This window comes from Pseudomonas huaxiensis (genome assembly GCF_003231275.1).
Classification (GTDB): Bacteria; Pseudomonadota; Gammaproteobacteria; order Pseudomonadales; family Pseudomonadaceae; genus Aquipseudomonas; species Aquipseudomonas huaxiensis.
The window spans coordinates 194,470-218,628 of the sequence record NZ_QKVL01000002.1 but is presented as its reverse complement, the minus strand read 5'-3'; the positions used below and the strand labels follow the sequence as shown (position 1 = coordinate 218,628).

12 protein-coding genes and 1 pseudogene are annotated in these 24,159 nt (G+C 66.6%); 1 reads left to right on the top strand and 12 read right to left on the bottom strand.

Annotated elements, in window-relative coordinates:
* Positions 1-103: 103 nt before the first annotated feature.
* From DM374_RS04245 to DM374_RS34240, 12 genes and pseudogenes are all read right to left on the bottom strand, one after another.
* Positions 104-889 (bottom strand): thioesterase II family protein, encoded by a 786-nt coding sequence (locus DM374_RS04245; protein ID WP_110968750.1) that lies wholly within the window; start codon positions 887-889, stop codon positions 104-106.
* Positions 876-2,645, bottom strand: coding sequence for a fatty acyl-AMP ligase (locus tag DM374_RS04240; RefSeq protein ID WP_110968749.1), 1,770 nt, complete (start codon positions 2,643-2,645; stop codon positions 876-878). Before DM374_RS04240 ends, DM374_RS04245 begins: the two co-directional genes overlap by 14 nt.
* Entirely contained in the window at positions 2,638-2,910 is a 273-nt protein-coding gene (locus DM374_RS04235) for an acyl carrier protein (protein WP_110968748.1), read from the bottom strand. The genes DM374_RS04240 and DM374_RS04235 overlap by 8 nt, the downstream gene beginning before the upstream one ends.
* The gene (locus DM374_RS04230; protein WP_110968747.1) at positions 2,907-4,721 is read right to left on the bottom strand and encodes an acyltransferase domain-containing protein; all 1,815 of its coding nucleotides are present in this window, start codon (positions 4,719-4,721) and stop codon (positions 2,907-2,909) included. The genes DM374_RS04235 and DM374_RS04230 overlap by 4 nt, the downstream gene beginning before the upstream one ends.
* The gene (locus DM374_RS04225; RefSeq protein WP_110968746.1) at positions 4,718-7,495 is read right to left on the bottom strand and encodes a beta-ketoacyl synthase N-terminal-like domain-containing protein; all 2,778 of its coding nucleotides are present in this window, start codon (positions 7,493-7,495) and stop codon (positions 4,718-4,720) included. The genes DM374_RS04230 and DM374_RS04225 overlap by 4 nt, the downstream gene beginning before the upstream one ends.
* The gene (locus DM374_RS04220) at positions 7,483-8,985 is read right to left on the bottom strand and encodes a flavin-containing monooxygenase (protein WP_110968745.1); all 1,503 of its coding nucleotides are present in this window, start codon (positions 8,983-8,985) and stop codon (positions 7,483-7,485) included. Before DM374_RS04220 ends, DM374_RS04225 begins: the two co-directional genes overlap by 13 nt.
* Positions 8,982-12,596 (bottom strand): alpha/beta fold hydrolase, encoded by a 3,615-nt coding sequence (locus DM374_RS04215; protein WP_110968744.1) that lies wholly within the window; start codon positions 12,594-12,596, stop codon positions 8,982-8,984. Before DM374_RS04215 ends, DM374_RS04220 begins: the two co-directional genes overlap by 4 nt.
* A 25-nt stretch (positions 12,597-12,621) precedes the next feature.
* Complete coding sequence (locus DM374_RS04210) at positions 12,622-13,938, bottom strand: flavin-containing monooxygenase (RefSeq protein WP_110968743.1); 1,317 nt, start codon at positions 13,936-13,938, stop codon at positions 12,622-12,624.
* Between the two features lie 29 nt (positions 13,939-13,967).
* On the bottom strand, positions 13,968-20,513 hold the full coding sequence (locus DM374_RS04205; protein WP_110968742.1) for an SDR family NAD(P)-dependent oxidoreductase: 6,546 nt from the start codon (positions 20,511-20,513) through the stop codon (positions 13,968-13,970).
* 137 nt (positions 20,514-20,650) lie between these two features.
* Positions 20,651-21,055: a hypothetical protein gene (locus DM374_RS04200; RefSeq protein WP_110968741.1), complete on the bottom strand. Its 405-nt coding sequence runs from the start codon at positions 21,053-21,055 to the stop codon at positions 20,651-20,653.
* Positions 21,056-21,345: 290 nt separating this feature from the next.
* Positions 21,346-22,101, bottom strand: a complete 756-nt coding sequence (locus tag DM374_RS34245) for a methyl-accepting chemotaxis protein (protein WP_404821290.1) — start codon at positions 22,099-22,101, stop codon at positions 21,346-21,348.
* A 102-nt stretch (positions 22,102-22,203) separates the two neighbouring features.
* Positions 22,204-23,001, bottom strand: a pseudogene (locus tag DM374_RS34240) (cache domain-containing protein); the annotation flags it as partial.
* A gap of 207 nt (positions 23,002-23,208) precedes the next feature.
* Between DM374_RS34240 and DM374_RS04190 the strand changes: the two are divergent.
* Positions 23,209-24,156 (top strand): Ppx/GppA family phosphatase, encoded by a 948-nt coding sequence (locus tag DM374_RS04190; protein WP_110968739.1) that lies wholly within the window; start codon positions 23,209-23,211, stop codon positions 24,154-24,156.
* The last annotated feature ends 3 nt before the right edge of the window (positions 24,157-24,159 follow it).

The window sequence follows — 24,159 nt, the reverse complement described above, 5'->3', positions numbered from 1 at the left end:
CAGCATCAGGCATACCAGCAGACTAGTCGTGGCGATGTACTTGTTCTCCAGCCCCTCGCGCGCGAGGGGCGGAGGGATGGTGAATAGTCGTACAGAAGCTTCGTCAATCCGACGCACTCTGCCTTCCCCGATTACGCGCTACAGCCCAGCAGATCACCCCAACGTCCACCTCCCGCAACACCCACCCCATCTCCTCCATCACCGCAAAATGCCCCCCGTCGATCATGCGCAAACCGAAGTCCGCACTACTGACCCGTTGCCAGGCCACCAGTGATTCATATCCCACTTGCGGATCATCGATGGCGCCAAACACCCGCACGGGAATCTCCAGCGGACGCGGGTGCAGATGCTGGTAGTCGAGGAGCAACGTCAGGTCCGCCTGTAGGATCGGTACGGCGAGGTCCATCATTGCCTGGTTTTCCAGCACCTCGCGCGGGGTGCCGGAGAGGTCGGTGAGATAGTCGCGCAGGGCCTGGTCGTTGAGTTGCGGCAAACCGGCGCAGGCCGGCAGCCAGTCCGGGCTCTGCCGTGATGACACCAGCAACGCCACCGGCTGCCGCTCGCCCTCGGCCAGCAAGCGCCGCGCGGTTTCGTAGGCGAGCAGGGCGCCGAGGCTGTGGCCGAACAGCACCAGGGGTTTGTCCGGCAGCGCGCGGCATTGCTCGGCGAAGTGCTCGGCCAGCGCGTCCACCGAGGGGGCGAAGGGTTCGCGCAGGCGGCGGGCGCGGCCCGGCAGTTCCACCGCGTACAGCTCGCACAGCCCGGTCGCCGGTTTCTTCCACGGGAAGAAGCTTTGTGCGCTGCCACCAGCGCAGTGAAAGCAGACCAGGCTGACCGGCGCTGCAGCGTCGGCCAGCCACTGCACCAGCGCGGGTTCAGCCGGCTTCATTGAGCAGGTCCAGTTCCGCTGCCAGGTAGAGCTGGCGCATCTTGCCGCGCTGGATCTTGCCGCTGGTGGTCTTGTGGATGCTGGTGGGCTGGACGAAGACGATGCGGTTGAGGGTAATGCCGTGGTTGTCCACCACTGCGCTGCGCACTGCGGCCTTGAGCTGGCGCGGGTTGTCCTGCAGCCAGCGCTTGATCTCGCGGTTGAGTTCGATGGCGGCGACGATGGTCTGGCGCTGCTGTTCGTTGTCGTGGCTGAACACCGCGCAGCTTTGCGGGCGCACGTCCTTGAGGGCTTCGATCACGGTGTGCTCGATGTCTTCGGGGTGCAGGTTGCGGCCTTCACAAATGATCAGGTCCTTGAGGCGGCCACAGATGTACACCTGGCGGTCCTGTTCCTCGACGAAGCCAAGGTCGCCGGTGCGCAGCCAGGTCTGTTCGCTGCCATCGGCGAGCCGCGCACGGAAACCGGCCTCGGTGGCCTCGGGGTTCTGCCAGTAGCCGCTGGCGATGGCCGGGCCGCGCAGCCAGATTTCACCGATGCGCTGTGCGTCGCAGCGCTGTCGTGTGGCCGGGTCGACCACCGCCACCTGCACTTCCCACGAGGGTTCGCCACAGCCCACCAGAGCCTGGGCCGTGGCCGGGTCGGTGGGTGCGCTGAGGCGCTGTTCCAGGGCCAGGGTCAGCGGGTTGGCCAGCACCGAGCGCACCGGCTGACCGTGGGGGCCGCCGCTGACGAACAGGGTCGCTTCGGCAAGTCCGTAGCAGGGCAGGAAGGCGTTGGCATAAAAACCGTGGACACCGTAGCACTCGGCGAAGCGTTGCAAGCTGGCCGGGCGGACCACGTCGGCGCCATTGAGCGCGTGGCTCCAGTTCGACAGGTCCAGGCCTTCCAGGCGCTGGGCGTCGTAGCGTTCCACGGCGAGGTTGTAGGCGAAGTTCGGGCCACCGGCCAGCCGCGCCCTGTAGCGGGCAATCGCTTGTAGCCAGATCAGTGGCTGTCGGACAAAGGTCGAGGGCGCCATGATCACCGTGTGGTTGCCCAGCACGATGGGCAGCAACTGGCCGAGGATCAGCCCCATGTCGTGGTGGTGCGGCTGCCAGGTGACGAAATCGCTGGTGTGATCCAGCGCCCAGGAGTCGCGCATCATGCGCAGGTTGGCGCTGATATTGGCGTGGCTGACCATCACCCCCTTGGGCGCCGAAGTGGAGCCGGAGGTGTACTGCAGGAAGGCGGTGCGCTGCGGGTCGCTGGCGTCAGGGCGCGACCACTGCACGTCGTCGTCGCAGGCGCTGGTCGGGCTGAGCATCGTCAACTCCGCCGCGGCGCTGCCGGCGAACGCCTGTTGCAGCGCGGCGCGTTCGCTGTCGGCCACCAGCAGCAGGCGGCTGCCGCTGTCGTCGAGGATCCTCAGGCAGCGCTCGACCCGGCGCCGGGTCGGCAGGTTGACGGGCACGGCGATGCGCCCGGCCATCAGGCAGGCGAGGAAGCTGGCGATAAATTCCAGCCCCTGCGGGAAGAACAGCGCGATTCGCTCGCCCGGCTGGCTGTGCTCGCCCAACTGGCGGGCGATGGCGCTGGCGCGGCCGAGCAGTTGCCGGTAGGTCAGGCGCTGCTGTTCTTCGCCGTTGTCGTCGAGCAGGGTGAACAGCACTTTGTCGGGGTGCAGCCGGGCGCGCAGGGCCAGGCTGTCGTGGATCGCCAGGCTGCCGGTGGCCGAAGCCAGTTCCTGGGGGCTCAGGCAGGTCTTGTCAAACATGCGCGGGTTCCTCGCGGTTGGCCTGGCTGACAATTTCGGCGATGGCCTCGGCCAGTTCGGTGATGCTTGGGTGTTCGAAAACCAGGGTCGGCCACAAGCGCACGCCGAACTGTTCTTCCAGGCTGCCGATCAGCCGGGTGCCGACCAGCGAACCGACGCCCAGGGCGCCCAGCGGCGTGTGCAGGTCGATCTCGTCTGCGGGCAGGTCCGCTTCCTTGCAGATGAAGTCACTGATATGGATTTGCAGGCGTTCGATCAGGCTCATGGGCGTGTCCTTGAAGGGGCATCGGGGGCGACCGGACACAGCAGGTCGAGCAGCTGTGCCGTGGGTAAGGGGACGGCGAGTTCCGGGGCGTGTTGACGACGCCAGTGGTTGAACAGCCAGAGCGAGGCATCGCCGCAGACATTCGCCTCGCGTACGCGGTTTTGCATGCGCGCGTGCAGGGCGCGGCGGCCTTCGCCGCTGTCGCCGTTGTTGCTGAGGTAGAAGGCTTGCGCGGCTTCGCTCTGTTCATGGGCACTGCGATCTAGCACGTAGCCCTGGCTGCGGCTGTGCAGTTCGGGATAACGCCAGTCGGCCAGCCATAGGTGTGTTTGCCGGCCTGCCCGCGCAAGTTGCTGTTGGCGTGACACCGGCACGGCCGCCTCGGCGGCGAGCAGGAACACCGCACCGGGGGCGATGAAATCCACCCCCAGTTCGAACATGGCCCGGGCGCTGCTGGCGCTGCCGATCAGACCCGCAGCGCCGATCAAGGGGCGACGAATCTGCTGTTCGCGACGGGCCAGGGCTTCCAGCAACAGCGGCAGGTGTTGATCGGCAGCGATCAGCAGGGCGTCGGCATGGGCGAGACCGGCGTCGAGGTCGCGTGGGTGTTCCAGGCGCACCAACCAGTGCACTGCCGGCCAGCGTTCGCGCAAGTGCGCGGTCAACTGGTGCGCGGCGATTTCGATGCAACCGATGCCCATCTCGGCGACTTCGGCCAGCCGTGCCGTACCGCCGAGGCTGACGCCGAAGCGGCCGCGCAGGCGCGGGTTGGCGTTGCAGCGCTGGAGGGTTTCGCGCAGGTGCTGGTCGTCCAGATCGTGGGCGTCCAGCAGACCCATGGCGCCATGGCGGGCAAGTTCAAGCAGCAGCGCTTCGCCGCCGAGGTCCGGGGGCAGCGCCGCCACCAGCACCGGGCGTTCGCGTACCGCGCGAGGTGGTGAAGCTGGCGCCGGCACCGGCACCGGCGCATGTTCGCGGATGTCCTTGAGCATGCCGGCGAGGATTGGCGGCTGGCCGATTTCGATGAATTCCTCGACCCCCGCCGCCAGCAGGTGTTGCACCACCTGTTGCCATTGCACCGGGTGGGAGAGGTGGCGGGACAGGGTATCCACCAACGCGTCGCGGCGGTGTGGGTGGGCGTCGATATTGGCGATCACCGGGAAGGCCGGCTCACGGAACTGGTGGCGGACGCTGCGCAGGAAATCCCGGAAGTCGCGTTCCGCCGCGGCCATATGCGGGGTGTGGAACGGCCCGCTGACTTTCAGCGCCAGGGCGCGGATGCCGCGGCCGGCGCACAGCGTCAGGAGGTGGTCGAGGGCGACGTGCGCGCCGCCGACGATGATCTGCCGCGGGCTGTTGATATTGGCGATAGCCAGGCCGCTGTCCGGCAGTTCCGCCAGCAGTTGGCGGACCTGTTGCTCATCGTGGCCGAGCACCGCCACCAGCCCGCCATCCTCGACTTCGGCCATCAACCGCGCACGCTCGGTGACGATGCGCAGGCCGAGGACGAAATCCAGCACGCCGGCGGCGGTCAGCGCGGCATATTCGCCGACGCTGTGACCTGCGGCGAACTGCGCCGTGGCGCCATCTTCCCGCGCCGCCAGCCAGCCCAGCCAGGACACCACGTAGATGGCCGGCTGGGTGTAGCGGGTCTGGTTCAGTTGCTGGTCGGGGTCTTCCAGGCACAGGCGCTCGATGGAGTAGCCGAGCACCCGATCGGCCTCGGCCACCAGCGCCGGGAAGCGTGGAAACAGCGCCGCGCCCATGCCCTTGCGCTGACTGCCCTGGCCCTGAAACAGCCAGGCGTTCATGCGCTCACCCGGCTCAAGGCCAGCGGGATAGTGCGCATGACCAAGCCCTCCAGATAAAGGGCGCAGCGGCCGTCGGTATTGCTCAGGCTGACGGCCAGTTCGTCACCCCGGCGCACGATGCCCAGGTGCCGGGCGCCGGCCAGCGCCTCGGGGTCGAGTGACAGTTGGCGGATGCTGAATGGCAGGCTAGGCGTCGACGCCTGACTGAGGACTGCCGGCGCGGCGCACAGGCTGGCCAGCAGCGCCGCCCAGAACGGTAGGTCATCCACGCTTTGGCAGCCGAGGGCGAGGCTGGCGTGCAGGCTGTTTGGCGTGCTGCGCAGGTCTTGCAAGGCGCGGCCAAAAGCGCTGTAGCACAGGCCCTGTTCGGCAAGGCTGGCATAAAATGCCTTGGCCGCCAGGGTGGTGGTGCCGGCTTGCGGCTGCAGGGCGACGGGCATCGGCGCGGCTTCACCGCGTTCCACTTGCAACAGCACCTGCCCACCCTGGCTGACCTGCCAGTGTGGCGCGACCGGGGTAAAGTGCAGCGTCTCGGCGCTGTCCAGTGGCAGCGGCGGGCCGAAACGCAGGTCACGCCAAGCCAGTGGTTCAGCCGGGTTGTGCCGCAACACCTGAGCGATCAGCCCGGCCAGCGCCATGACCGAGCCGGGCAGGGCGGCAGCGTTTTCCCAGAGGTCGAGCCAGGCTTGCGCCGCGTTCGGCGCGGCGGGTTTGGCGGCAGTGAATGCCGGGGTGTACCAGACCCGCTCCAGGCGCCAGGGATAGGCGGGCAGCGGCAGCTTGCCGGGGCGCGGCCGCTCGCCGTAGACGCTGGCCCAGTCCGGGCTGGGCACTTTGCTGCTGGCCCAATGCGCAGCCCACTGCGCCAGTTGCCCGGTGCCTGTCGGGGCGGCGACTGTCTCTGTGCTGCCGCTGCACGACAGCCCGTCGTGGTGGCCCTCAAGGAAGTCGCGCAGGCGCTGGAATAGCTGTTCACGGCTGTCGGCGACGAAGGCGAGGCGTTTGGGCATGGCCTCGCGGCCCTCCTGCAGGGTGCGGGCGATACGGGCGAGGCTGGCGTTGGCCAGGTGCTCGGTGGACAGCGCTGCGAAGCTGTCCAGGCGCGGTTCGGCGCTCGCCTGGGGCTGCGCTTCGGCGGCCAGCCGTTGCGCCACGTCTTCCAGGCTGACCGCGCCGCGCCAGGCGTCGATCGGTACATCCAGTTGCAGGGCATCAAGCACTTGTTCCAGGCAGCCGACGAAGTAGCCGGCGTCGACATTCAGGGTTGCCAGCCGGGTCGGCGTGGTGTCGTTCGTCGGCATCAGTCCGAGCAGATCACGCAGGCGTTCAAGTATGGCCTGACGCAGCGGTGCGTTGCCGGGTGTGCCGGCTTCGCCGAAGGCGTCGAGCAACTGGCGGGCGCGGGCGCGCAGGCCGGCGTCGTCCTTGGCCGACAGCAGGATCAGGCATGGCTGGGCAGCGGCGTCTTCGACGTTGGGAGCGGCGGCGGCGCGCAACACCACATGGGCGTTGACCCCGCCAAAACCGAAGGCGCTGACGCCCGCCAGCAGCGGCTCACCCGGATTTTCCGCCAGCGCGGCGGTGCTGCTGGCGAGCTGGAAGGGGCTGTTGTCCAGGGTGATCTGCGGGTTGAGCTGGTGGTTATGCAGATTGCCGACCTGTTGCCGATGGTGCAGACACAGCAGGCTTTTGATCACCGAGGCGATCCCGGCGGCGGCTTCCAGATGACCGATCTGGCTTTTCAGTGCGCCTAACACGATTGGCGCGCCGTCGCCTGCGGGCACGGCCTTTTTCAGCGCATTGATCTCGATCGGGTCGCCCAGTGGCGTGCCAGTGCCGTGGGTTTCGATCAGCCGCGCCTGGCGTGGCGAGTGACCGGCCTGCGCCCAGGCCTTCTGGATGACCTCGCTCTGCGCCTTGGGGTTGGGCGCGGTAAAACTGTGGGCCCGCCCGCCGTGGTTCTGTGCGCTACCGAGCACTTCGCCGTAGACGTAGTCGCCGTTGGCCTGGGCGACGTCCAGCGATGTCAGCACCAGCGCGGCCACACCTTCGCCGCGCACATAGCCGTCGGCGTCGGCGCAGAAGGTCTGGCAATGCCCGGCATGGCTGAGCATGCCGGCCTTGGCGAAGGCGATGAACAGTTCCGGGCCGAGCAACAGGTTGACCCCGCCGACGATCGCCACTTCGCACTCGCCGGCCCGTAGCGTCTGGCTGGCACGGTGCAGCGCCACCAGCGAGCTGGAACAGGCGGTGTCGATGCTTTCGCTGGGGCCGTGCAGGTCCAGACAATACGACACCCGGTTGGCGATGGCGGTGAGGGCGATGCCGGTGCCGCGCCAGGCGTCGCTGGGCACGCCGTCGCGGCGCATCAGCGTCGGGTAGTCGGCATGGCCGACCCCGACGAACACCCCGACGCGCCGCTTCGCCAGGTGCGCCGGCGCGTAGCCGGCGTCCTCTAGCGCGGCCCAGGCGCATTGCAGGAATAGCCGCTGCTGCGGGTCCATGCTCTGCGCTTCGCGGGGCAGGATGCCGAAGAAGCGCCCGTCGAAGCGGTCGACGTGTTCGATGAAACCGCCGCGCTGGCAATAGCTGGTGTCTTCGCCGGCATTCAGTTCGCTGTCGTAGTCGCGCCAGTTCCAGCGCTCGGCCGGCACCTGGCGCACGGCATCGCCGCCGTCGCGCAGCAGCTGCCAGAAGGCGCGCAGGTCCGGGGCACCGGGAAAGCGCCCGGACATGCCGACCACGGCCAGGGCCGCTGCGCTCATCCCTGGCATGGATCGCTCTCCAAGGCTGTCGCCGTCGCCTGCGGCTGGGCCAGCGCGCTCACGGCGTCGTAGGCGTAGGCCTGGGCCAGCAGCGGGCTGACGCTGCCGGTGGCCTTGGCGCGGTCGTGGCCCTGGCGCAACTCCTTGGCCAGGTAGTGCATGTAGGTCGGGCCGTGCATTTCGTAGTTGTTGCGCGGGGTGGCGAGGAATTCGCGTTCGATCACCTTGCGTTCGGCGGCGATGTGCTGGCGTTCGCTGTCCGGCTCGGGGCGCAGGTACTGGCCGGCAAAGTAGTCGGCGGTCAATTCGGCCTGGCGTTCCATCATGTCGAGGAAGCCCCAGGTCACCGCCTGGAACAGGCCGATAAAGGCCAGGTTGGGCACCTCCGGCAGGAAGATCCGCTGGAACAGCGGGATGCGGTTTTCCTCGACCTTGAGCAGCTCGGTCGGCAGGAACGGGAAATCGGTGTGGTAGCCGGTGGCGTAGATCACCGCGTCCACTTCGAGCTGGCTGCCATCGACGAAGTGCACGGTGTTGCCGTCGATGCGCTGCACCTGCGGCACCACCTTGAGCTTGCCGTCGCCGACGCGGTTGGCGAAGTTTTCCGAGAGGGTCGGCAGGCTCGACATCATCAGATGGTCAGGCTTGGGCATGCCCAGTTGCTTGCGCTTGGCGATCAGCGCTTTGTACAGGCCGGTGAACATCAGCCCGCTGAGCGGGTAGGGCAGGATCTTCTTCACCCACCAGTCGTTCAGGCAACCCATGACCTTGTCGATGCGGATGCCGAACAGGTAATGCGGCAGCACGTAGACGCCGCGGCGCAGCGACAGGTAGGTCATGCGCGCGTCATGGCTGACATCCACGGCGATCTGCGCGCCGCTGTTGCCGACGCCGACCACCATTACTTGCTTGTCCTGGTAGCCGTGGCGGTAGCGGTACTGCTGCGAGTGGATGGCGTCGATCGTGGTGTCGGCGGCGTAGTCGGGGAAGTTGGGCGTGTTGTGGTGTCCGTTGGCGACTACCAGGGCGTCGTAGTGGCGGACCTCGCCCGAGCCGAGGGTCACCCGCCAGACGCCGTCCGGCAGGCGTTCGGTGCGCTGCACCGGGCAGTCGAGGTGGATCGAATCACGCAATTCGAAGTGCTCGACGAAGCTGTCCAGGTAGGCGTGCACCTGGCGGTGCGAAGGGAAATCCGGGTAGTGCCGGGGCATCGGGAAATCGCTGAACTGGTACAGGCCCTTGGGCGTGTTCATGTTCATGCTGTGCCACACCGAGGTGTGCTGCCCGCTGTGGTCGAAGGCCCAGATGCCGCCGATACGGTCGCGGCGGTCGAAGCAGTCGAAGGCGATGCCCTTGCGCTTCAGCGCGCGGGCCATGGACAGGCCGCCGACCCCGGCGCCGATGATGCAGACCATCGGGCCACGGCCCTGCAAGGGGCGGATGGAAGCCACGCCGGGTTCGGCGGGGCGCGACGGGTTGACGCGGGTGTGCTCAGTCACAGCGTGGCTCCTTTTTTTTTTGCCGGAATCAGCCCGGCGAGAAAGTCGGCGGTGCGCGAATCGCCCAGGCGCCGGTTGTGCGCGGCGCAGTCCTGAAGCACGCCATCGATGCCCAGGACCAGGGCCCGGCGCAGGTTGGCGAGCATCAGGTCGATGGCCTCGCGGTCGATAGTCAGGGGTGGCAGGTAACGCAGGCAGTTGTTGTAGATCGGGCACACGGCCGCAGCGACGCCGCCGTGCGGGTCGCGCAGCAGGCTGCCCCAGAGCATGTAACCGAAGCTGCGCTCGACGAAGGCCGGGGTGTCGCGCAGGTCCAGCTCGACGGTGAGCAGCAGGCCCTCGCCGCGCACGCCGCTGATCAGCGGGAACTCCCGTTGCAGCGCCAGCAGGCCTTGCTTGAAGTACTCGCCCTGATCGCGAGCTTGCGCGAGACCGGCATCGCGGGCGATGGCGCGCAGGCAGTTGAGCGCCAGGTGAGCGCACAACTGATTGATCCCGCGGGTCTGCAAATCCAGCAGCCTTTCGGGCTGGCGTTGCGCGGCGCGTTGCCCCAGCGCTTCGCCGTAAAGCACCACGCCCATGGGCATCAGGCTGTCACACAGCGCGCTGCCGAGGGCGACGATATCCGGCTGCGACACCTGCGCCTGGCTATGCAGAAACTGCCCGGTGGCCAGGTTGGTCTGGGTTTCGTCGACGCCCACCAGGTAGCCGCCGGCCTCGCGGTGGCGCTCGATCAGGGCGATCAATGCCGGTGGAATCGGCCGCGAGGCGTTGGCGTCGACCTGCAGGGTTTCGAACCAGACCAGCGCGACCTCGCCGCTGAGCAGATGCGCCTGCAACTGGCTTTCGGCGTCTGCCGCCTGCGGGTCGATAAACAGGGTGTTGGCGTGCAGCGGCTCGAATGGCTGGCGGAAGATATCGAAGGTTTCGTTGCGCGATGCCGCCGCACTGAGCATGGAAAACCCCAGCCCGCCACTGAAGCACAGCAGCTTGCGGCGCTTGTCGGGGGCGCCGAGCAGGCCGAGGGTCAGGGCGGCTTCCACCGCCGTGACCGTGCTCGATGCCGGGAGCGCCAGCGACAGGCCGGTTTGCTCGGCGAGCAACTGGGTCAGCTCGGCCCAGTAGTCGTGGCGCGGGTCGTGTTTGCCCGCCACTTGATCGATCACATCGGTCGGGTTGAGGCCGCGCGGGCAGGTACCGACATTGACGAAACAGTCGATGATTTCCCGCGACGGTTCGCCATCCACCCGCAGCCGCGAACGCACGCCACGAGCTTCGTAGAAGCGCGCATCGAAGCCGTGCATGCGGGCAATGCGCGCATAACCGCTGTTGCCGTGGCGCAGGTGCGCCTGGAAAGTCGCTTCGCTGCTCGATTCGACACGGCGCAACTGGCGCAACAAGTCGCCGGGCAACTCGCCGGCAAAGCGCTGCGTCAGGTGTTCGGCCGCCAGGCGCAGCGGCAGACCCAAGTTACTCATCACATGGCGCACATAGCTTTCGTTGGGCGTCATCAGCCAGGGGTTCTTCACCCGCTCATGCACCAGGCATGCGCCGAGCGGCGCCTGGAAGCCGCTGATGCCCTCGCCGAAGACCAGCAAATCCGGGCTTTCGCGCAGGGCCGCCAGCGACCAGTCACCGTCACCACGGCAGTGTTCGATGAACAGGCTGAGAATGCCGCTGCCGGCGAGGCTGGCGATCAGCGAATCGCATGCCTGCGGGCTGGCATCGGCGGCCTCGATACAGGCTACCGCCGCGAGGTGTTGCGGGCCCAGGCTGGCGAGCAGCACACGGGCTTCGGCGAGACTGCCGACCACCCGCACGCCGGGGACCAGGGCTTGGGCGTCCGCGCTTTGCAGCGGGTTGAAGTAGCGCGCCCAGTAGCCGCTGGCATCCACCAGCAACAGTCCGGCTTCGCCGTCCGGGGTGCGATTGCGCGCGTGGTGGCGGGCCAGGCGCAGGGCGGCGTCGAGGGCTTCTTCCAGTGAGGTCAGGAAGTAGCTGCGGTAGTCGGCGGTCTCGCGTTTGCCGCGCTGGCCCAGGTGATTGAGCAGCAGCGCGGTCTGTGCGGCTGGCGCCGAAAGAATCGCGCAATGGCTCTGGTCGCCCTGACGCACGTAGTCGCCGAGGGTTTCCAGGGTCTGCGGGCTGGCCGCCTGGAACACCCCGGGGCGCGGGCGTGGCGCCGGATTGCCAGGCGCTGGCAGCCCCGCGAGGAATTCCAGCAGCAGGCGGTTGTAGCGCTCATGGTGAGTGAAGCCCAGCAAATGCCCGGCGCCGGCCACCTCGATCAGCTCGGCGTGGGGCATGGCCTCGGCGATCAGCGCCGAGTAGGCGGGTGGCTGGTAGGCGTCGTCGCTGCCGCAGATGATCCGGCACGGACAGCTCAATGTCGGCAGATGCGGGCGCAGATCGAAGTTGTCGATCACCTGTTGGTAGGCCGGCAGCGCCGGCATGTTCCAGCCGCGATTGAGGGTCATGAAGCGCGGGCTTTTTTGCAGCTCGCGCATCAGCACCGGGAAATTGCCGGCACCTTCGCTGAACGGCGAACTGACGGTGATGCACAACCCGGCGCAGCGCTCGGGATGGGCCAGAGCGAAGGCCTGGGCGAGGACGCCGCCGAAGGAATAGCCGATCACCGGCAGCGGGGCGGTGATGCCGAGTTGGTCGAGCAGGTCGGTGAGGCCGGCGACCAGGTGCGCGATATCGAAGGCATCCGGCAGCTCGGCGTCGCCGCAGCCGGGCAGGTGGAACATGATCAGCCGGTGGCGTTCACCCAGGGCCTGCATTTGCAGGCGCCACATCACGTCGTACTGCATGACCAACCCGCCCAGCAGCAGGACTGGCGTGCCCTGGCCGTAAGTGGCGCATTCCAGACGCGGCGCGGCAGGGCGCTGGAACTGGATGCGGGTGGCCTGGCGGCAGGTGAGGAGGTGGTGGTCGAGGAGGGATTGGGCGGGTTCCAGGTGGGGGGATTCTTGCCAGAGGGCTTCGATTGATAAGGCGGTGTTGCCAGACAGCTCCGTGACGACCGCCCCTTCCCCTGTGGGAGCGAGCTTGTCGGGGCGCCGAACCGTCGCGAAGGGCCGCGAAGCGGCCCTAAAACCGGATGATGTGATCTCCGAGGTGCTAGGTGATGTAGGCATCACCGCTTGTTTTTGAAATTTAAGGTCCGTTGTGGCATGCGTTGGGACCGCTTTGCGGTCCATCGCGAGCAAGCTCGCTCCTACAGAGAGTGGCGATGAAGATGGGGATGAGAGAGGGGCTTCGTAGTGGTTCTCCAACTGCACCCGATGCCCCGCCAGCAAATACCCGCAAAAACTCTGCAGATCCTGAAACTCGAAAAACACCGTCGGCGGCACGGTGATGCCGAATTTCCGGGTAAACAGCGTGCCAATCTCGGTCGAGGCAATGGAGTCCAGGCCGTAGTCCATCAGCGGCCGGGTCGGCGAGAAGTCTTCGGGGGCGATCTTCAGTACGCCCAGCAGCAGTTCGCGCAGATCCTCCAGCAAGCGGGCTTCCAGCGTCGGCGGTGCGTCGAGGCTGTCGAGCAGGCGCAGCGCGTCAAGGGCGCTCAGTTCGTTGGCAGATGGCAGGTGGGTGGGCTGGTTCATGGTCGAGCCTCGCGAAGCTTCGGGTTCAGGCGCTGTGGGCCAGGGATTGCGCCGTTTGCAGGCGGGCGGTGAGGAAGTTCATGGTGCGAATGAATTTCCACAGGTCGACTTCATGGGCATGCCGCTGGGTCTGCATGAAGCGTTGCTGTCCAAGGTCGAGCCGTTCCGGCGCGAGCTTGATCTGTTGCAGTTGCCGCCACGCCGGGCTGTCGGCGGCGCGGGCCTGGATGCAGGCGGCGATGAAACGACCGGTCATGTTGGCCAGGTTGCCGATGCCCGACGGTGTGTTGAGATAGCCGACGAACATCAGGTCGTCGTGCCGGGCCGGCAGAATGCGCATGAACAACCCGTCGAAATCGCGCTTCCAGTCGAACACCTCCTGCGGCAGGAACGGCAGGTCGATGCCGTAGCCGGTGGCCCAGACGATCAGGTCGATGGTTTCCACGCTGCCGTCGCTGAAGTGCACCTGCTGGCCGTCGAAGCGGCTGATGTCCGGTTTGGCGTGCAGGTCGCCGTGGCCGATGTAGTAGAGGATCTGCGAGTTGAGGATCGGGTGGCATTCGCGGATATCGTGGTCCGGCGCGGGCAGGCCGTAGTCGCGGCCATCGAAACCGGCGAACTTGAAGCTGCGCTCGACATGCGCCCAGTAGGCATCGTCGTCGCTGAATTTGGGGGCCTGGTCCATCAGCCATTCCTGGGTCGGCTGGCCGTCGATGAATTTGGGCATGTAGTGGTAGCCGCGGCGGGTCGAGTGCAGCGCACGGCTGGCGGTTTGCGCGGCGTCGACGGCGATGTCGCAGCCGGAGTTGCCGCCGCCCACCACCAGCACCCGCTTGCCGCGCAGTTGCTCGGCAGAGCGGTAGTCCCGGGCGTGCAGGCTCGGGCCGCTGAAGGTGCCAGGGTAAGCGGGGATCTTCGGCACGCCGAGCAGGCCGTTGCACACCACCACCACCTCGTAGCGCGACTGGCTGCCGTCGGCGAAGGTCAGTTGCCAGCCCTGACGGTCCTTGGTCATGTGCGTGACGCGGGTGTTGAAACGGGTGTGCGCGGCGAGCTGGCAGTGCTCGGCCAGTTGCGTGAGGTAGGCGAACACCTGGTTGTGCCGCGGGTAGTCGGGGTAGTCGGCGGGCATGGGGAAGTCGGCGAACTGGGTGTTGCGCCGCGAGCTGATCAGGTGCACCGATTCGTACATCTTCGACGCCGGGCCATCGGGCTGCCAGTTGCCGCCGAAGCGCGCGGTGGCCTCGATGATCTCGAAGTTCACCCCGGCTTCGCGAAGGGCCTTGGCCACGCCCAGGCCACTGGCCCCGGCGCCGATGATGGCGATTGTCGGCTGCTGCATTGCGTCGATTCCCTTTGCGGTTGAAGTGGTCAAAGCAGGGCCTTGAGCAGGGTGCGGGCCTGGTCCGGGGTGATTTCCTGGCGGGACAGGCGGTCGAGGATGTCTTGGGGGGTGGGTGGTTTGGGGGGAGCAATCGCGAGCAAGCTCGCTCCTACAGTGACGCGCGATCCTGTAGGAGCGAGCTTGTCGGGGCGCCGAACCGTCGCGATGCTCTCAACCCAATACCGGCGTCGAAGGAAGGCATACCCAGGCAACGGGACTTTTCGGGACGGCTGATCAGCTACAGCCGAAACCTCACTGCCTTCCAGCCAGCGCGCCGCCTCATCCCGCAACCCACCCGCCCCCAACAGCGTCCGCGCCTCACCCTCGCGACCTTCCAGCAACCACTCACCGAGCAACTGCCGCAACTCATCGAAGTCCCCGGCAACTACCGCCAGGCGCACCTCATCGAACCGCTGCCGACCCTCGCGCAAGGTCCTGGCCACCTCGGCAGTGGTGAAGCCTTCGCGGCCCAATCGTGCCGTCGGCTGCTGTGGTGCCAGGGCGCGTTCGTGTTCCAGGTGATCGACGAAGCGCAGCAGGTACTCGCGCAGTTGCCCCTGACCACGGGCGCTGAAGACGAACACCTGTGCGTCGGTCACCGGCGGCAGGGCGCTCGGCGCGGCGTCTTCCACCAGCACATGGGCGTTGGCGCCACCGGCCCCGAAGGAGCTGATCGCTGCCACCCGTGGCAGACCGTCGCGGGGTTGCGGCCACGGCGCAAGCTGCTGCTGCACTACAAACGGCGTCTTGCTGAAATCGATGTTCGGGTTCAATGGCTCGGCATGGATCGACGGCGCCAGTTGCCGGTGCTTGAACTGCAACAGCACCTTGGTCAGCGCGGCCATGCCGGCAGCCGATTCCAGATGGCCGAGGTTGGCTTTCACCGAGCCGATCGGGCACTGCCAGTCCGCTGGAACCCGGGCAGCGATGGCCTTGCCTAGGCCGCGGATTTCGATCGGATCGCCCAGGCTGGTGCCGGTGCCGTGGGCTTCGATATAGCCCAGCCGCGATGCCGACAGGCCCGAGCGCTCCAGCGCGCGGCCGATCACTTGGGCCTGGGCGTCGGCGTTCGGCACCGTGTAGCCGGACGTGCGGCCGCCATGGTTGAGGTCGCTGCCGCGAATCACCCCGTGGATATGGTCGCCGTCGCGCAGGGCCTGGGCCAGCGGCTTGAGCAGGACCACGCCGACGCCTTCACCCGGCACGTAGCCGTCGCCGTCGGCGCCGAAGCTGCGGCACTGGCCCTGAGTCGAGGCGAAGTTGAGCTCGCACAGGGTGCGGTATTTGTACGGGTGCAGTGACAGGTTCACGCCACCGGCCAGCGCCAGTTCGCAACTGCCGCCACGAATCAGGTCGCAGGCCAGGTGCAGGCTGGTCAGCGACGACGAGCACATGCTGTCGACGGCGAACGACGGGCCTTCCAGGTCAAGGCAGAACGACACCCGGTTGGCGATCGAGGCATAGGAGGAATTGGTCAGGGTCGCCGGTTTTTCCGGCCACGCGCTGGCGCCATAGAACTGGTATTCGCCGTACATCACCCCGGCGATCACCGCCACTCGCCGCCGTGGCACGCCGGGCAGGCGCGGGCCGGACAGGCTCTGCGGGGTGTAGCCGGCATCTTCGACGGCATGCCAGGCGGTCTGCAGGAACAGCCGCTCTTGCGGGTCCATGCGTTCGGCGTCGCGGGGCGAAATGCCGAAGAACAGCGGGTCGAAACAGTCGAAGTCTTCCAGTTGCCCGCCCCAGCGGGCGTACAGCGGGTCTTGCTCGTCCGCCTGCTGCCAGCGGTGGCTGATGTCGCTGACCAGATCATCACCCGCCGCCAGGTGCTGCCATAGCGCCTGGGCGTCGCGGGCGCCGGGATAGCGGCCGGCGAGGCCGATGATCGCGATGTCCTGGCGCCCGGCGTCGGGCTCCCTGATCGTTGCCGGCAGTGGTGGTGCTTCCGCTTGTATCTCCGGGCTGGCGACTTCGACCGGTGCCAGGCGAGCGGCCTGCTCGGGGTGCTCGGCTTCCAGCAGCGCCGCTAGCTCGCGCAGGCTGCGCACTTCGAACAGCACGGTTTTCGGCAGGTCGGGGAAGTGCCGCTCAAGGCGACCGTTCAGTTCCATGACCAGGATCGAATCGAGGCCGAAGATCTCCAGCGAGGTGTCCGGATCGATGCGCTCCAACGCGGTGGCGGTGACTTCTGCCAGTTGCTGGCTCAGGTAGTCCAGCAGCGACACGCCCGGTTGTGTGACGGGCGCGGCGACTGGCACTTGCGCGGCGATGCCGAACAGCGTCGCCACCGCCTCGCGCTGGCCGCACACCGGCACCAGCACGGTCTGCGGCAGGGCCAGGCAACGCAGAAACACTTCCACGCCCTGGTCCTCGGGCAAGAGCGCCAGGCCATTGCGGCTCAGCCACTGGCGCACCGGCTCCGGCGCCTGCATGCCGTGTTCGGTCTGCCACAGCGGCCAGGCGATGGACAGCGAGCGGCCGCTGCCGCCACCTTGCTGACGGCGTTCGACGAAGCGGTCGAGCCAGGCGTTGGCCAGGGCGTAGGCGCTCTGCCCGACATTGCCGTAAACCCCGGCCAGCGACGAACAGACCATGAACAGCTTCAGCGGATCCTGCGCCGTCGCCTGGCCCAGGTGCTGCGCAGCGAGGGTTTTGCCTTGCAACACGGCGTGGCGCTCGCTGGCCGGCTGGCGCAGGAAATAACCGTCGTGCAGCACGCCGGCGCAATGAATCACCCCATGACAGCCGCCGAAGCGCTGGCGAATCGCAGCCAGTGCGGCGTGCAGCGAGTCGGCATCGGCGCAATCGGCCTGCCAGTAGCCGGCATCGGCCGCGCCCAGTTGGCGAAGCTGTTGCAGCCACTGATCGCTGCTGGCGTCGGCGTCGCGGCGGCCGAGGATGGCCAGGTTCAAACCGCCCAGCTTCGCTAGCGCGCCGGCCAGCGCACGGCCGACGGCGCCCAGGCCACCGCTGATGAGCAGGGTGTCGCCGAGGGCGAAGTCGATGGCCTGGCCGCGTTCGTTGGGGGCGATGAACCGCAAGGTTGCGAGCTGGCGCGAATCGGCGCCGAGGCGGATCCGTTGCACGCCGGGTTGCGCGGCGGCCAGCAGTTCCTGTTCAAGGCTGGCGGGATTGCCCTCGACCTCGATCAGGCTGGCGCTCAGGCTCGGCAGTTCCTGCACTACCGAACGCAGCAGGCCTTCGATGGCGCTGGCCGGGCCGCCATCGACCACTACCCGAACCTGCAGGCGCGGCGTGCCGAGGCTCTGGCACAGGTGACGCAGCAGATCGGCGGCGGTGAGCACGGCGTCGAGGCCATCGCTCATGTCGGCGTCACGGTTGGCGGGCGCACGCAGGTCCAGCAGCAGGCGTTCGGGGCTCAGTCCCTGGGTGGTCAGCAGGCGCAGCAGCAGGTCGATCTGTCGCGGGTCGTTGAGGTCGGCTTGTACCGTGCGCGGCGCCATGTAATGGAAGTGGCTGGCGGGGTGCAGGTGCCAACTATTGTCCAGCACGGCGGCGGGCAGGGCGAGGTCCGGGTGCGCGCGATAGAGCAGGGTGGTGGCCGGCGAAGTGGCTTGCACGGGTGGCGCTGGCTGCCAGTACGGTTCCAGTAAATGCACCGGCTGCTCGGCGGCCACCCGGTACTGGCGGAAGGCAAAGCCGTCGATTTCCAGCAGCAGCGCGCCGGAATCGGCGAACACGCGGAAGTCGTAGAGGCGCATCGGCCCGCTTTGCGCCGGATGCGGGCGCACCTGCACAAACAGCCGCTCGGTCAGCACGCCATGGCAGCGCAGCGATTGGCAGGCGTAGGGCACGAAGGTGGTTTCGATCGGGCCCGCGGTGACGAAGGCGCTTTGCAGCACCGCATCCAGCAATGCCGGATCGAGGGCGGTCAGCGCTTCGTGGGAGCGGGGACGCAGGCGCACTTCGGTCAGCGCCTGGTCAGCGCCGCGCCAGGCGGCGTGCAGGCACTGGAAGGTCGGGCCGTAGGCGATGCCAAGGCGTTCGAGGGTCGGGTAGAGTTGGCTGAGGTCCAGCGCTTCGCGGCAGTCGCGGCGCAGTTGGGCCAGATCCGGTGCGCTGTGTAGCGCGTGGGTCAGGGGCCGGCACTCGCCGCGCAGGTGCGTCTCGCCATTGCTCTGGAAACTCAGGCGCAGTCCGCGGTCGTGGCGTTCGTGGTGACAGTCGAGGTTGCGTGTTTGTGGAGTATCGAAGCGCACCGGGCTGGCCCAGGTCAGGGCGCGCAGTTCCAGCGGCAGGTCGAGGCCGTGGTGGCGTGCGCTGTCGACGCAGAAATCCAGGTATGCCGCCGCCGGCAGCACCGGCTGGCCCTGAACACGGTGATCGCGCAGGAAGAACCGCTGCGGATCGAGGGCGATGCGACGGCTGTCACTCGCGTTGACGGCGGCAATGCGCGGCAGTTGATGCAGGTCGTGGGCGAAGGGGTACAGTGGCGCGGCCAGCGGGATCGGTGGCTGCGGCCAGAACTGGCTCCAGTCGGCGAACTGGCCGGCGACCCAGGCGCGGGCGAGGGCGTGGGGATCGTCGTCGGGTGCTTGGGCATCCGCAGTTGTCCCCGCCGGAACGCGGCCCTGATAGCCCGAGGACTCGCCGTCGAGAAAGCGCGACAGTCCGTCACGCAGGGATTGGGTGCCGCCGGCGACCAGTGCAAACCGGTGATCGAAGGCCGCGCGGCAGCATTGCAGGGTGTAGGCGAGGGCGCCAAGGGCGTCGCCGTCGTGGTGGGCGAGCCAGTCCAGCAAGGCGCTGGCCTGTTCGCGCAATTGGTGGGCACTGCGTGCCGAGAGGACGAAGATCGGCACCCCGACGCTGGCGCTGCGGGCCAGGGCATCGGGTGCCTGCTCAACGATGACATGGGCGTTGGCGCCGCCCGCGCCGAAGGAACTGATACCGGCGCGGCGCACATCACGGGTGTTCCATTCGCGGGCTTCGCGGACGATGCGCAGGTGGCTGTGTTCGAGCCCGGCGTCGGGGTTCAGGGTCTGCGTGTGCAGCGATGGCGCCAGTCTGCGGTGGCGCAGTTGCAGTACCACCTTGCACAGGCTGGCCATGCCCGCCGCAGCTTCCAGATGACCGAAGTTGCTCTTTATCGAACCGACATCGCAGGGCTCGTTATCGGCTGCGGCGAGGGCCTGTTTCAGTCCCTGCAATTCGATCGGGTCGCCCAGGCGCGTGCCGGTGCCGTGGGCTTCGATATAGCTGATGCTGGCCGCCGGCACCCGTGCGTCGCTCAGCGCCTGTTCGATCAGTTCGGCCTGGGCGCGGGCGCTGGGCACGGTGTAGCCGTTGCTGCGCCCGCCGTGGTTGACCGCGCTGCCCTTGAGCACCGCGAGGATCCGGTCGCCATCGCGGCGCGCCGCCGACAGCGGCTTGAGCAACACTGCCGCGACACCTTCGCCGGGGACGAAGCCGTCGGCGCCACTGCCGAATGCCTGGCAGCGGCCACTGGGTGAGAGCATGTGTTGCTGGCACAACTGCACGTATTTGGCCGGGTGGCTGTAGAGGTTGACCCCGCCCACCAGCGCCGCGCGGCACTGGCCTTTGCGCAGGCTTTCGATGGCCAGGTGCAGGGCGGTCAGCGACGACGAACAGGCGGTGTCCACTGCCAGGCTCGGTCCGCACAGGTCGAGGGCCCAGGACACGCGGTTGGCCACCGACCACGGCAGGCCGCTGGGGATCGCGGTCTGCCCGGCCTGCCACAGCGCCGGGCCGAGCAGCGGCCAGGTGTTGCTGGTGATGCCGACGAACACACCGATATCCAGCGAACCGTTGGCGTGGCGCAACACGCGGCTGCGTTCGCCAAGGTGGCCGCTGTCTTCCAGGGCATGCCAGGCGCATTGCAGAAACAGCCGCTCCTGCGGGTCGAGGCAGGCCGCTTCGCGTGGCGGAATACCGAAGAATTGCGCGTCGAAGCGCTCGATATCGTGGAGAAACCCGCCCCATTTGGCGTAGCTCAGGCCGCTCTCACGGGCATTCGCCCCGGCCTGGAAAAAGCCCTCCAGCGGCCAGCGCTCGCCAGGAATCTCGCTGATCGAATCCAGCCCGTGCAGCAAGTTCTGCCAGAGCCGGTCGAGGTTGTCGGCATCGGGAAAGCGTCCGTGCAGGCCAACGATTGCGATATCCAGAGCGTCACTGTCCGGCCGCCGAAGGGCAAGGGGAACGAGGTGCGGCCAGGGTGCTGCGGCGTTTTCTGGCGCCGCGGGTGTTTCTGGCTGCGTCGGGTGCCGTTGTTGCAGAAAGCGCGCGCAAGCCTCGGGGTGCTCGCGCAGCAGGTGCTCGACTACGTCGCCGACGCTGCGGCAGTCGAACAGCAGGGTTTTGTTCAGGCCGGGGAATACCGGCTGGATCTGCTCGTTGAAATTCAGGATCGCCAGGGAGGTCAGACCGATCTCATGGAACGGCGCCTCATCGTGCAGCGCTGACGGGGCGAGGCCTGTGGCTTGCAGCAACAGGTTGCGCACCAATTCCTTGAGGGCAGCCTTGAGGGCGGTATGTTCCCTGGACTGGATCATTGTTCACTCCTTGAACCGGCCACGGCGGGGCGTTCGGCGGACACAGGGCCGCCGACGCAAGGGCGCGCCAGGCTATGCGGACTTTCAACGGGGGTGGACGGCGACCGGCAACTGACCGGTCGCGGTCCGGTGAAGGTTTACAACGTGATACTGGTAGTGGGGTAGAACAGGATATTGAGTACGAAGAGGATCATCCAGAAACCGATTTCCAATGTTTCGGTAATAGGCTGGATCTTTTTGATTGCACCGTAGACATGCACGAAGAACATCAACGTGAAGACCACGAAAAGAATATCGAAGGCATAGCTGAAACTGGTGCCGGTGGTGGCCGAGCGCAGCATCGCTACTTCAACCACAAGAATGAACGCACCGAGGCAACGACCGAAATAGATCGCCAGGTGTTCGTGTTCGGGGACGGTCCAGCGCATGAGCCGGGCCCATTGCAGCGGGGCGAGGAAGATGGGTAAGGCAAAGAACAGGGTGGTCACGATCATCAGGGTGGTGATGTATTCCTTGCTGTATTGCGCATAGTAACCAAGCATTCAAGAACTCCTTGTTCCATTGGCGCGTTAACGCGCCATGCAGTAATTATTATTGTTGTGACTGGCTGGTTTGCGGCGGGAAGTATTGCGAGGGCTGAACAACAGTGTCAACTGTACAAAAGGGCCTACTACCAAAGGCGCGGAGGGGAGTAATACTGGGCGCGCCGTAAGTTTCGATGCGGGTGTTTTATTTCAATACAACGGGCGATGAGCGGTTATATCAAGCTGATACAAGTGTGCAAAAAAACAGTGGCGGGCGTTTCAAAACGACCCGCCACCTGAAACCGTTCTCAAATACGGAATTGCCGCACCAGCGCCCGCAAATGCGCTTCCAGCGACGACAGGCTTTTCGCCGTTTGCGCACCCTGACGGGTTTGCTCGGCGACGCTTTCCACCGCCACCGCGATCTGGTGCACGCTCTGGTTGATCTCCTCGGCCACGGCGGTCTGTTCCTCGGCGGCGCTGGCAATCTGCGCGTTCATCGAGCTGATGGTGCCGATCAGCGTGGACATGGCATCCAGTGAGGTACCCGCTTCGCTGGCCTGGTTGCGGGTGGCGTCGCCGGTTTCACAGGAATGGCGCATCGACTCCACCGCCGAATGGGTGCCGGTGGTTAGGCGGTCGATCATTACCTGGATTTCCTGGGTGCTCTGCTGGGTGCGGCTGGCGAGCCCGCGTACCTCGTCGGCGACCACCGCGAAACCACGCCCGGCCTCACCGGCCCGCGCCGCTTCGATGGCGGCATTGAGCGCCAGCAGGTTGGTCTGCTCGGCGATCGAGCGGATTACCCCAAGCACGCTGACGATGGACTGCACGTCCTGTTGCAGGCTGTCCAGCGAGGTACCGCTGCCGCGGATGTTCTCCACCAGCGCGTGGATGCGTTTGATGCTGCCGTCCACCACCTGCCGGGCCTGCTGGCCCTGGGTGTCGGTTTCCTGGGCGGCATGGGCGGCATTCTGCGCGCTGTGCGCGACTTCCTGGGCGGCGGCGGACATCTGGTTGATCGCCGTGGCGACCTGGGTGGTTTCGTGGCGTTGTTGTTCCATGGCCGCTTCCGAGCGACGGCTCTGGCTTTCCACCGACTCCACCAGGCTCGACAGCTCGCCGCTGACTTCCACTACCTGGCGCACCAGGCTCTGGATCTTCTCGACAAAACGGTTGAACGAGCCGGCCAGTTGGCCCAGTTCGTCATTGCCGGCGCGCAGGCGGTGGGTGAGGTCGCCGTCACCGGCAGCGATGTCGTCGAGGTTATCTTTCATCGCCTTGAGCGGCTTGAGCAGGGCGTTGCTCAGGGTCAGCCCGGCGATGCCGAGGATCACCAGCAATACTGCGGCGATACCCAGGATGCTGGTGAGGATTGACTGGATACGCTGGTCGATCTCGGCACGCAGTTCGGTGATGCGCAGCTCGATATTGTCCAGGTTGACCGCCGTGCCCAAGGCCATGTCCCACTTCGGCAGGTAATAGCTGTAGCCGAGCTTTGGCACCTGCACGCTTTCGTTGCCCGGCAGCGGCGAGCTGTAATTGACGAAGTGACTGCCGTCCTTGGCCACCCGCACCAGCTCGCGGTTGACGAACACACCGTTGGCGTCCTTGCGCTCATTGAGGTTCTTGCCAACGTCTACCGGGCTGTCGCCGCGGAACAGGCGCACCACGTTGGAGTCGTGGGCGAAGAAATAGCCGTCTTTGCCGTACTTGATCTTCGACAGGACTGTGATCGCCTGCGCCCGGCTGGCCTCGTCGCCGTTGGCGGCGGCGTCGTACAGGCCTTGCACCGAGCCAAGGGCGATCTGCATGTAGTGTTCGAGGCTCTGGCGGCTTTCATCGAGCAGGCGCTGGCGGGTTTCACTGACTTCGTCTTCGGCGAGGTTGCGGAGGACCCGGTCCGCCGCGCCGCTGATGACCAGGGCGAACACAAGGACCGGGAGGACAGCGAGCAACAGCATTTTTGTTCTTAGAGTCAACTGCATCTTCGTTTCCTCAGTGGCGTCGCACATTGCGAGGGGTTTACCGATTCATCGGCAGGGTTGGGGAAAGCTGAAGATGGTGGCATTTTGCTTAAGGGCTATTGTTTTCGGGCACATCCCGCCCTTCATCCAACTGTCATGTAACGAGATATATCCTCCAACCCTGGAATAGGTCAGGACTCTCGCATGAAAGGCAGCGCTTCCCTGTTTGCGGCCGTGGATCTCGGCTCCAATGCATTTCGTATGACCATCGGCCAACAGGTCGTGTGCAACCGTCGCCTGGTCATTCGCAAGGTGAAGAGCCTGCGCGAGCCGGTGCGGTTGGCTGAAGGGCTGCAAGGCGATGCGCTGGATGCCCTGGCGCTGGAGCGTGGCTGGCAGGCATTGGCGCGGTTCGGCAAGCACCTCAGCGGGTTCCGCGAAGGCAGCGTGCGCGCCGTGGCCACCAGTGCGGTGCGGCAGGCGCGCAATGCGGCGGTGTTTCTCGAAGGCGCGGAGGCACGCCTGGGTTTCCCCATCGACGTGATCTCCGGCCAGGAAGAAGCGCAACTGGTCTATTCCGGCATCGCTCACACCATGCCCTGTGAGAAAACTACCCGCCTGGTGGTGGATATCGGCGGCGGCTCCACCGAGCTGATCGTCGGTCGCGGCAAGCAACCGATCTTCAGTGAAAGCCTGACCATCGGCAGTGGCACTTTCGGTAAACGCTTTTTTGCTGGCGGACGGGTCGACAGCCGTTCGCTGCAATTGGCGGAGCAGAGCGCCTGCCTGGAGTTTTCCCGGGTCGCCCGGGAGATTGGCGCACACGGCTGGCACGCGGCGATCGGCTCGTCTGGCACTGCGCGCATGCTAGCGCGGGTGCTCAAGGCCAACGGTCTGAACGACGGTGGCCGTGACGGCATCACTTACGCCGGCCTGCTGCGTCTGTCCCTGAGCCTGCTCGAAGCCGGCCACGTCAAACGCGTGAAACTCTGCGGCCTGCAGGAACATCGCCTGGGCATGCTGCCCGGCGGTCTGGCGATCATGCTGGCGGCGTTCAAGGCCTTTGGTATCGAGGACATGACCCCGTCCGAGCCCGGCCTGCGCTTCGGCCTGTTGCACAGCCTGATGGACACCGGTTCGGCCCGACACTGATAA

Excerpts from the sequence above, each read along its gene's own strand:
- DM374_RS04245 (WP_110968750.1), bottom strand. The coding sequence starts at position 889 with ATGAAGCCGGCTGAACCCGCGCTGGTGCAGTGGCTGGCCGACGCTGCA.
- DM374_RS04240 (WP_110968749.1), bottom strand. The coding sequence starts at position 2,645 with ATGTTTGACAAGACCTGCCTGAGCCCCCAGGAACTGGCTTCGGCCACC.
- DM374_RS04235 (WP_110968748.1), bottom strand. The coding sequence starts at position 2,910 with ATGAGCCTGATCGAACGCCTGCAAATCCATATCAGTGACTTCATCTGC.
- DM374_RS04230 (WP_110968747.1), bottom strand. The coding sequence starts at position 4,721 with ATGAACGCCTGGCTGTTTCAGGGCCAGGGCAGTCAGCGCAAGGGCATG.
- DM374_RS04225 (WP_110968746.1), bottom strand. The coding sequence starts at position 7,495 with ATGCCAGGGATGAGCGCAGCGGCCCTGGCCGTGGTCGGCATGTCCGGG.
- DM374_RS04215 (WP_110968744.1), bottom strand. The coding sequence starts at position 12,596 with ATGAACCAGCCCACCCACCTGCCATCTGCCAACGAACTGAGCGCCCTT.
- DM374_RS04210 (WP_110968743.1), bottom strand. The coding sequence starts at position 13,938 with ATGCAGCAGCCGACAATCGCCATCATCGGCGCCGGGGCCAGTGGCCTG.
- DM374_RS04205 (WP_110968742.1), bottom strand. The coding sequence starts at position 20,513 with ATGATCCAGTCCAGGGAACATACCGCCCTCAAGGCTGCCCTCAAGGAA.
- DM374_RS04200 (WP_110968741.1), bottom strand. The coding sequence starts at position 21,055 with ATGCTTGGTTACTATGCGCAATACAGCAAGGAATACATCACCACCCTG.
- DM374_RS34245 (WP_404821290.1), bottom strand. The coding sequence starts at position 22,101 with ATGGAACAACAACGCCACGAAACCACCCAGGTCGCCACGGCGATCAAC.
- DM374_RS04190 (WP_110968739.1), top strand. The coding sequence starts at position 23,209 with ATGAAAGGCAGCGCTTCCCTGTTTGCGGCCGTGGATCTCGGCTCCAAT.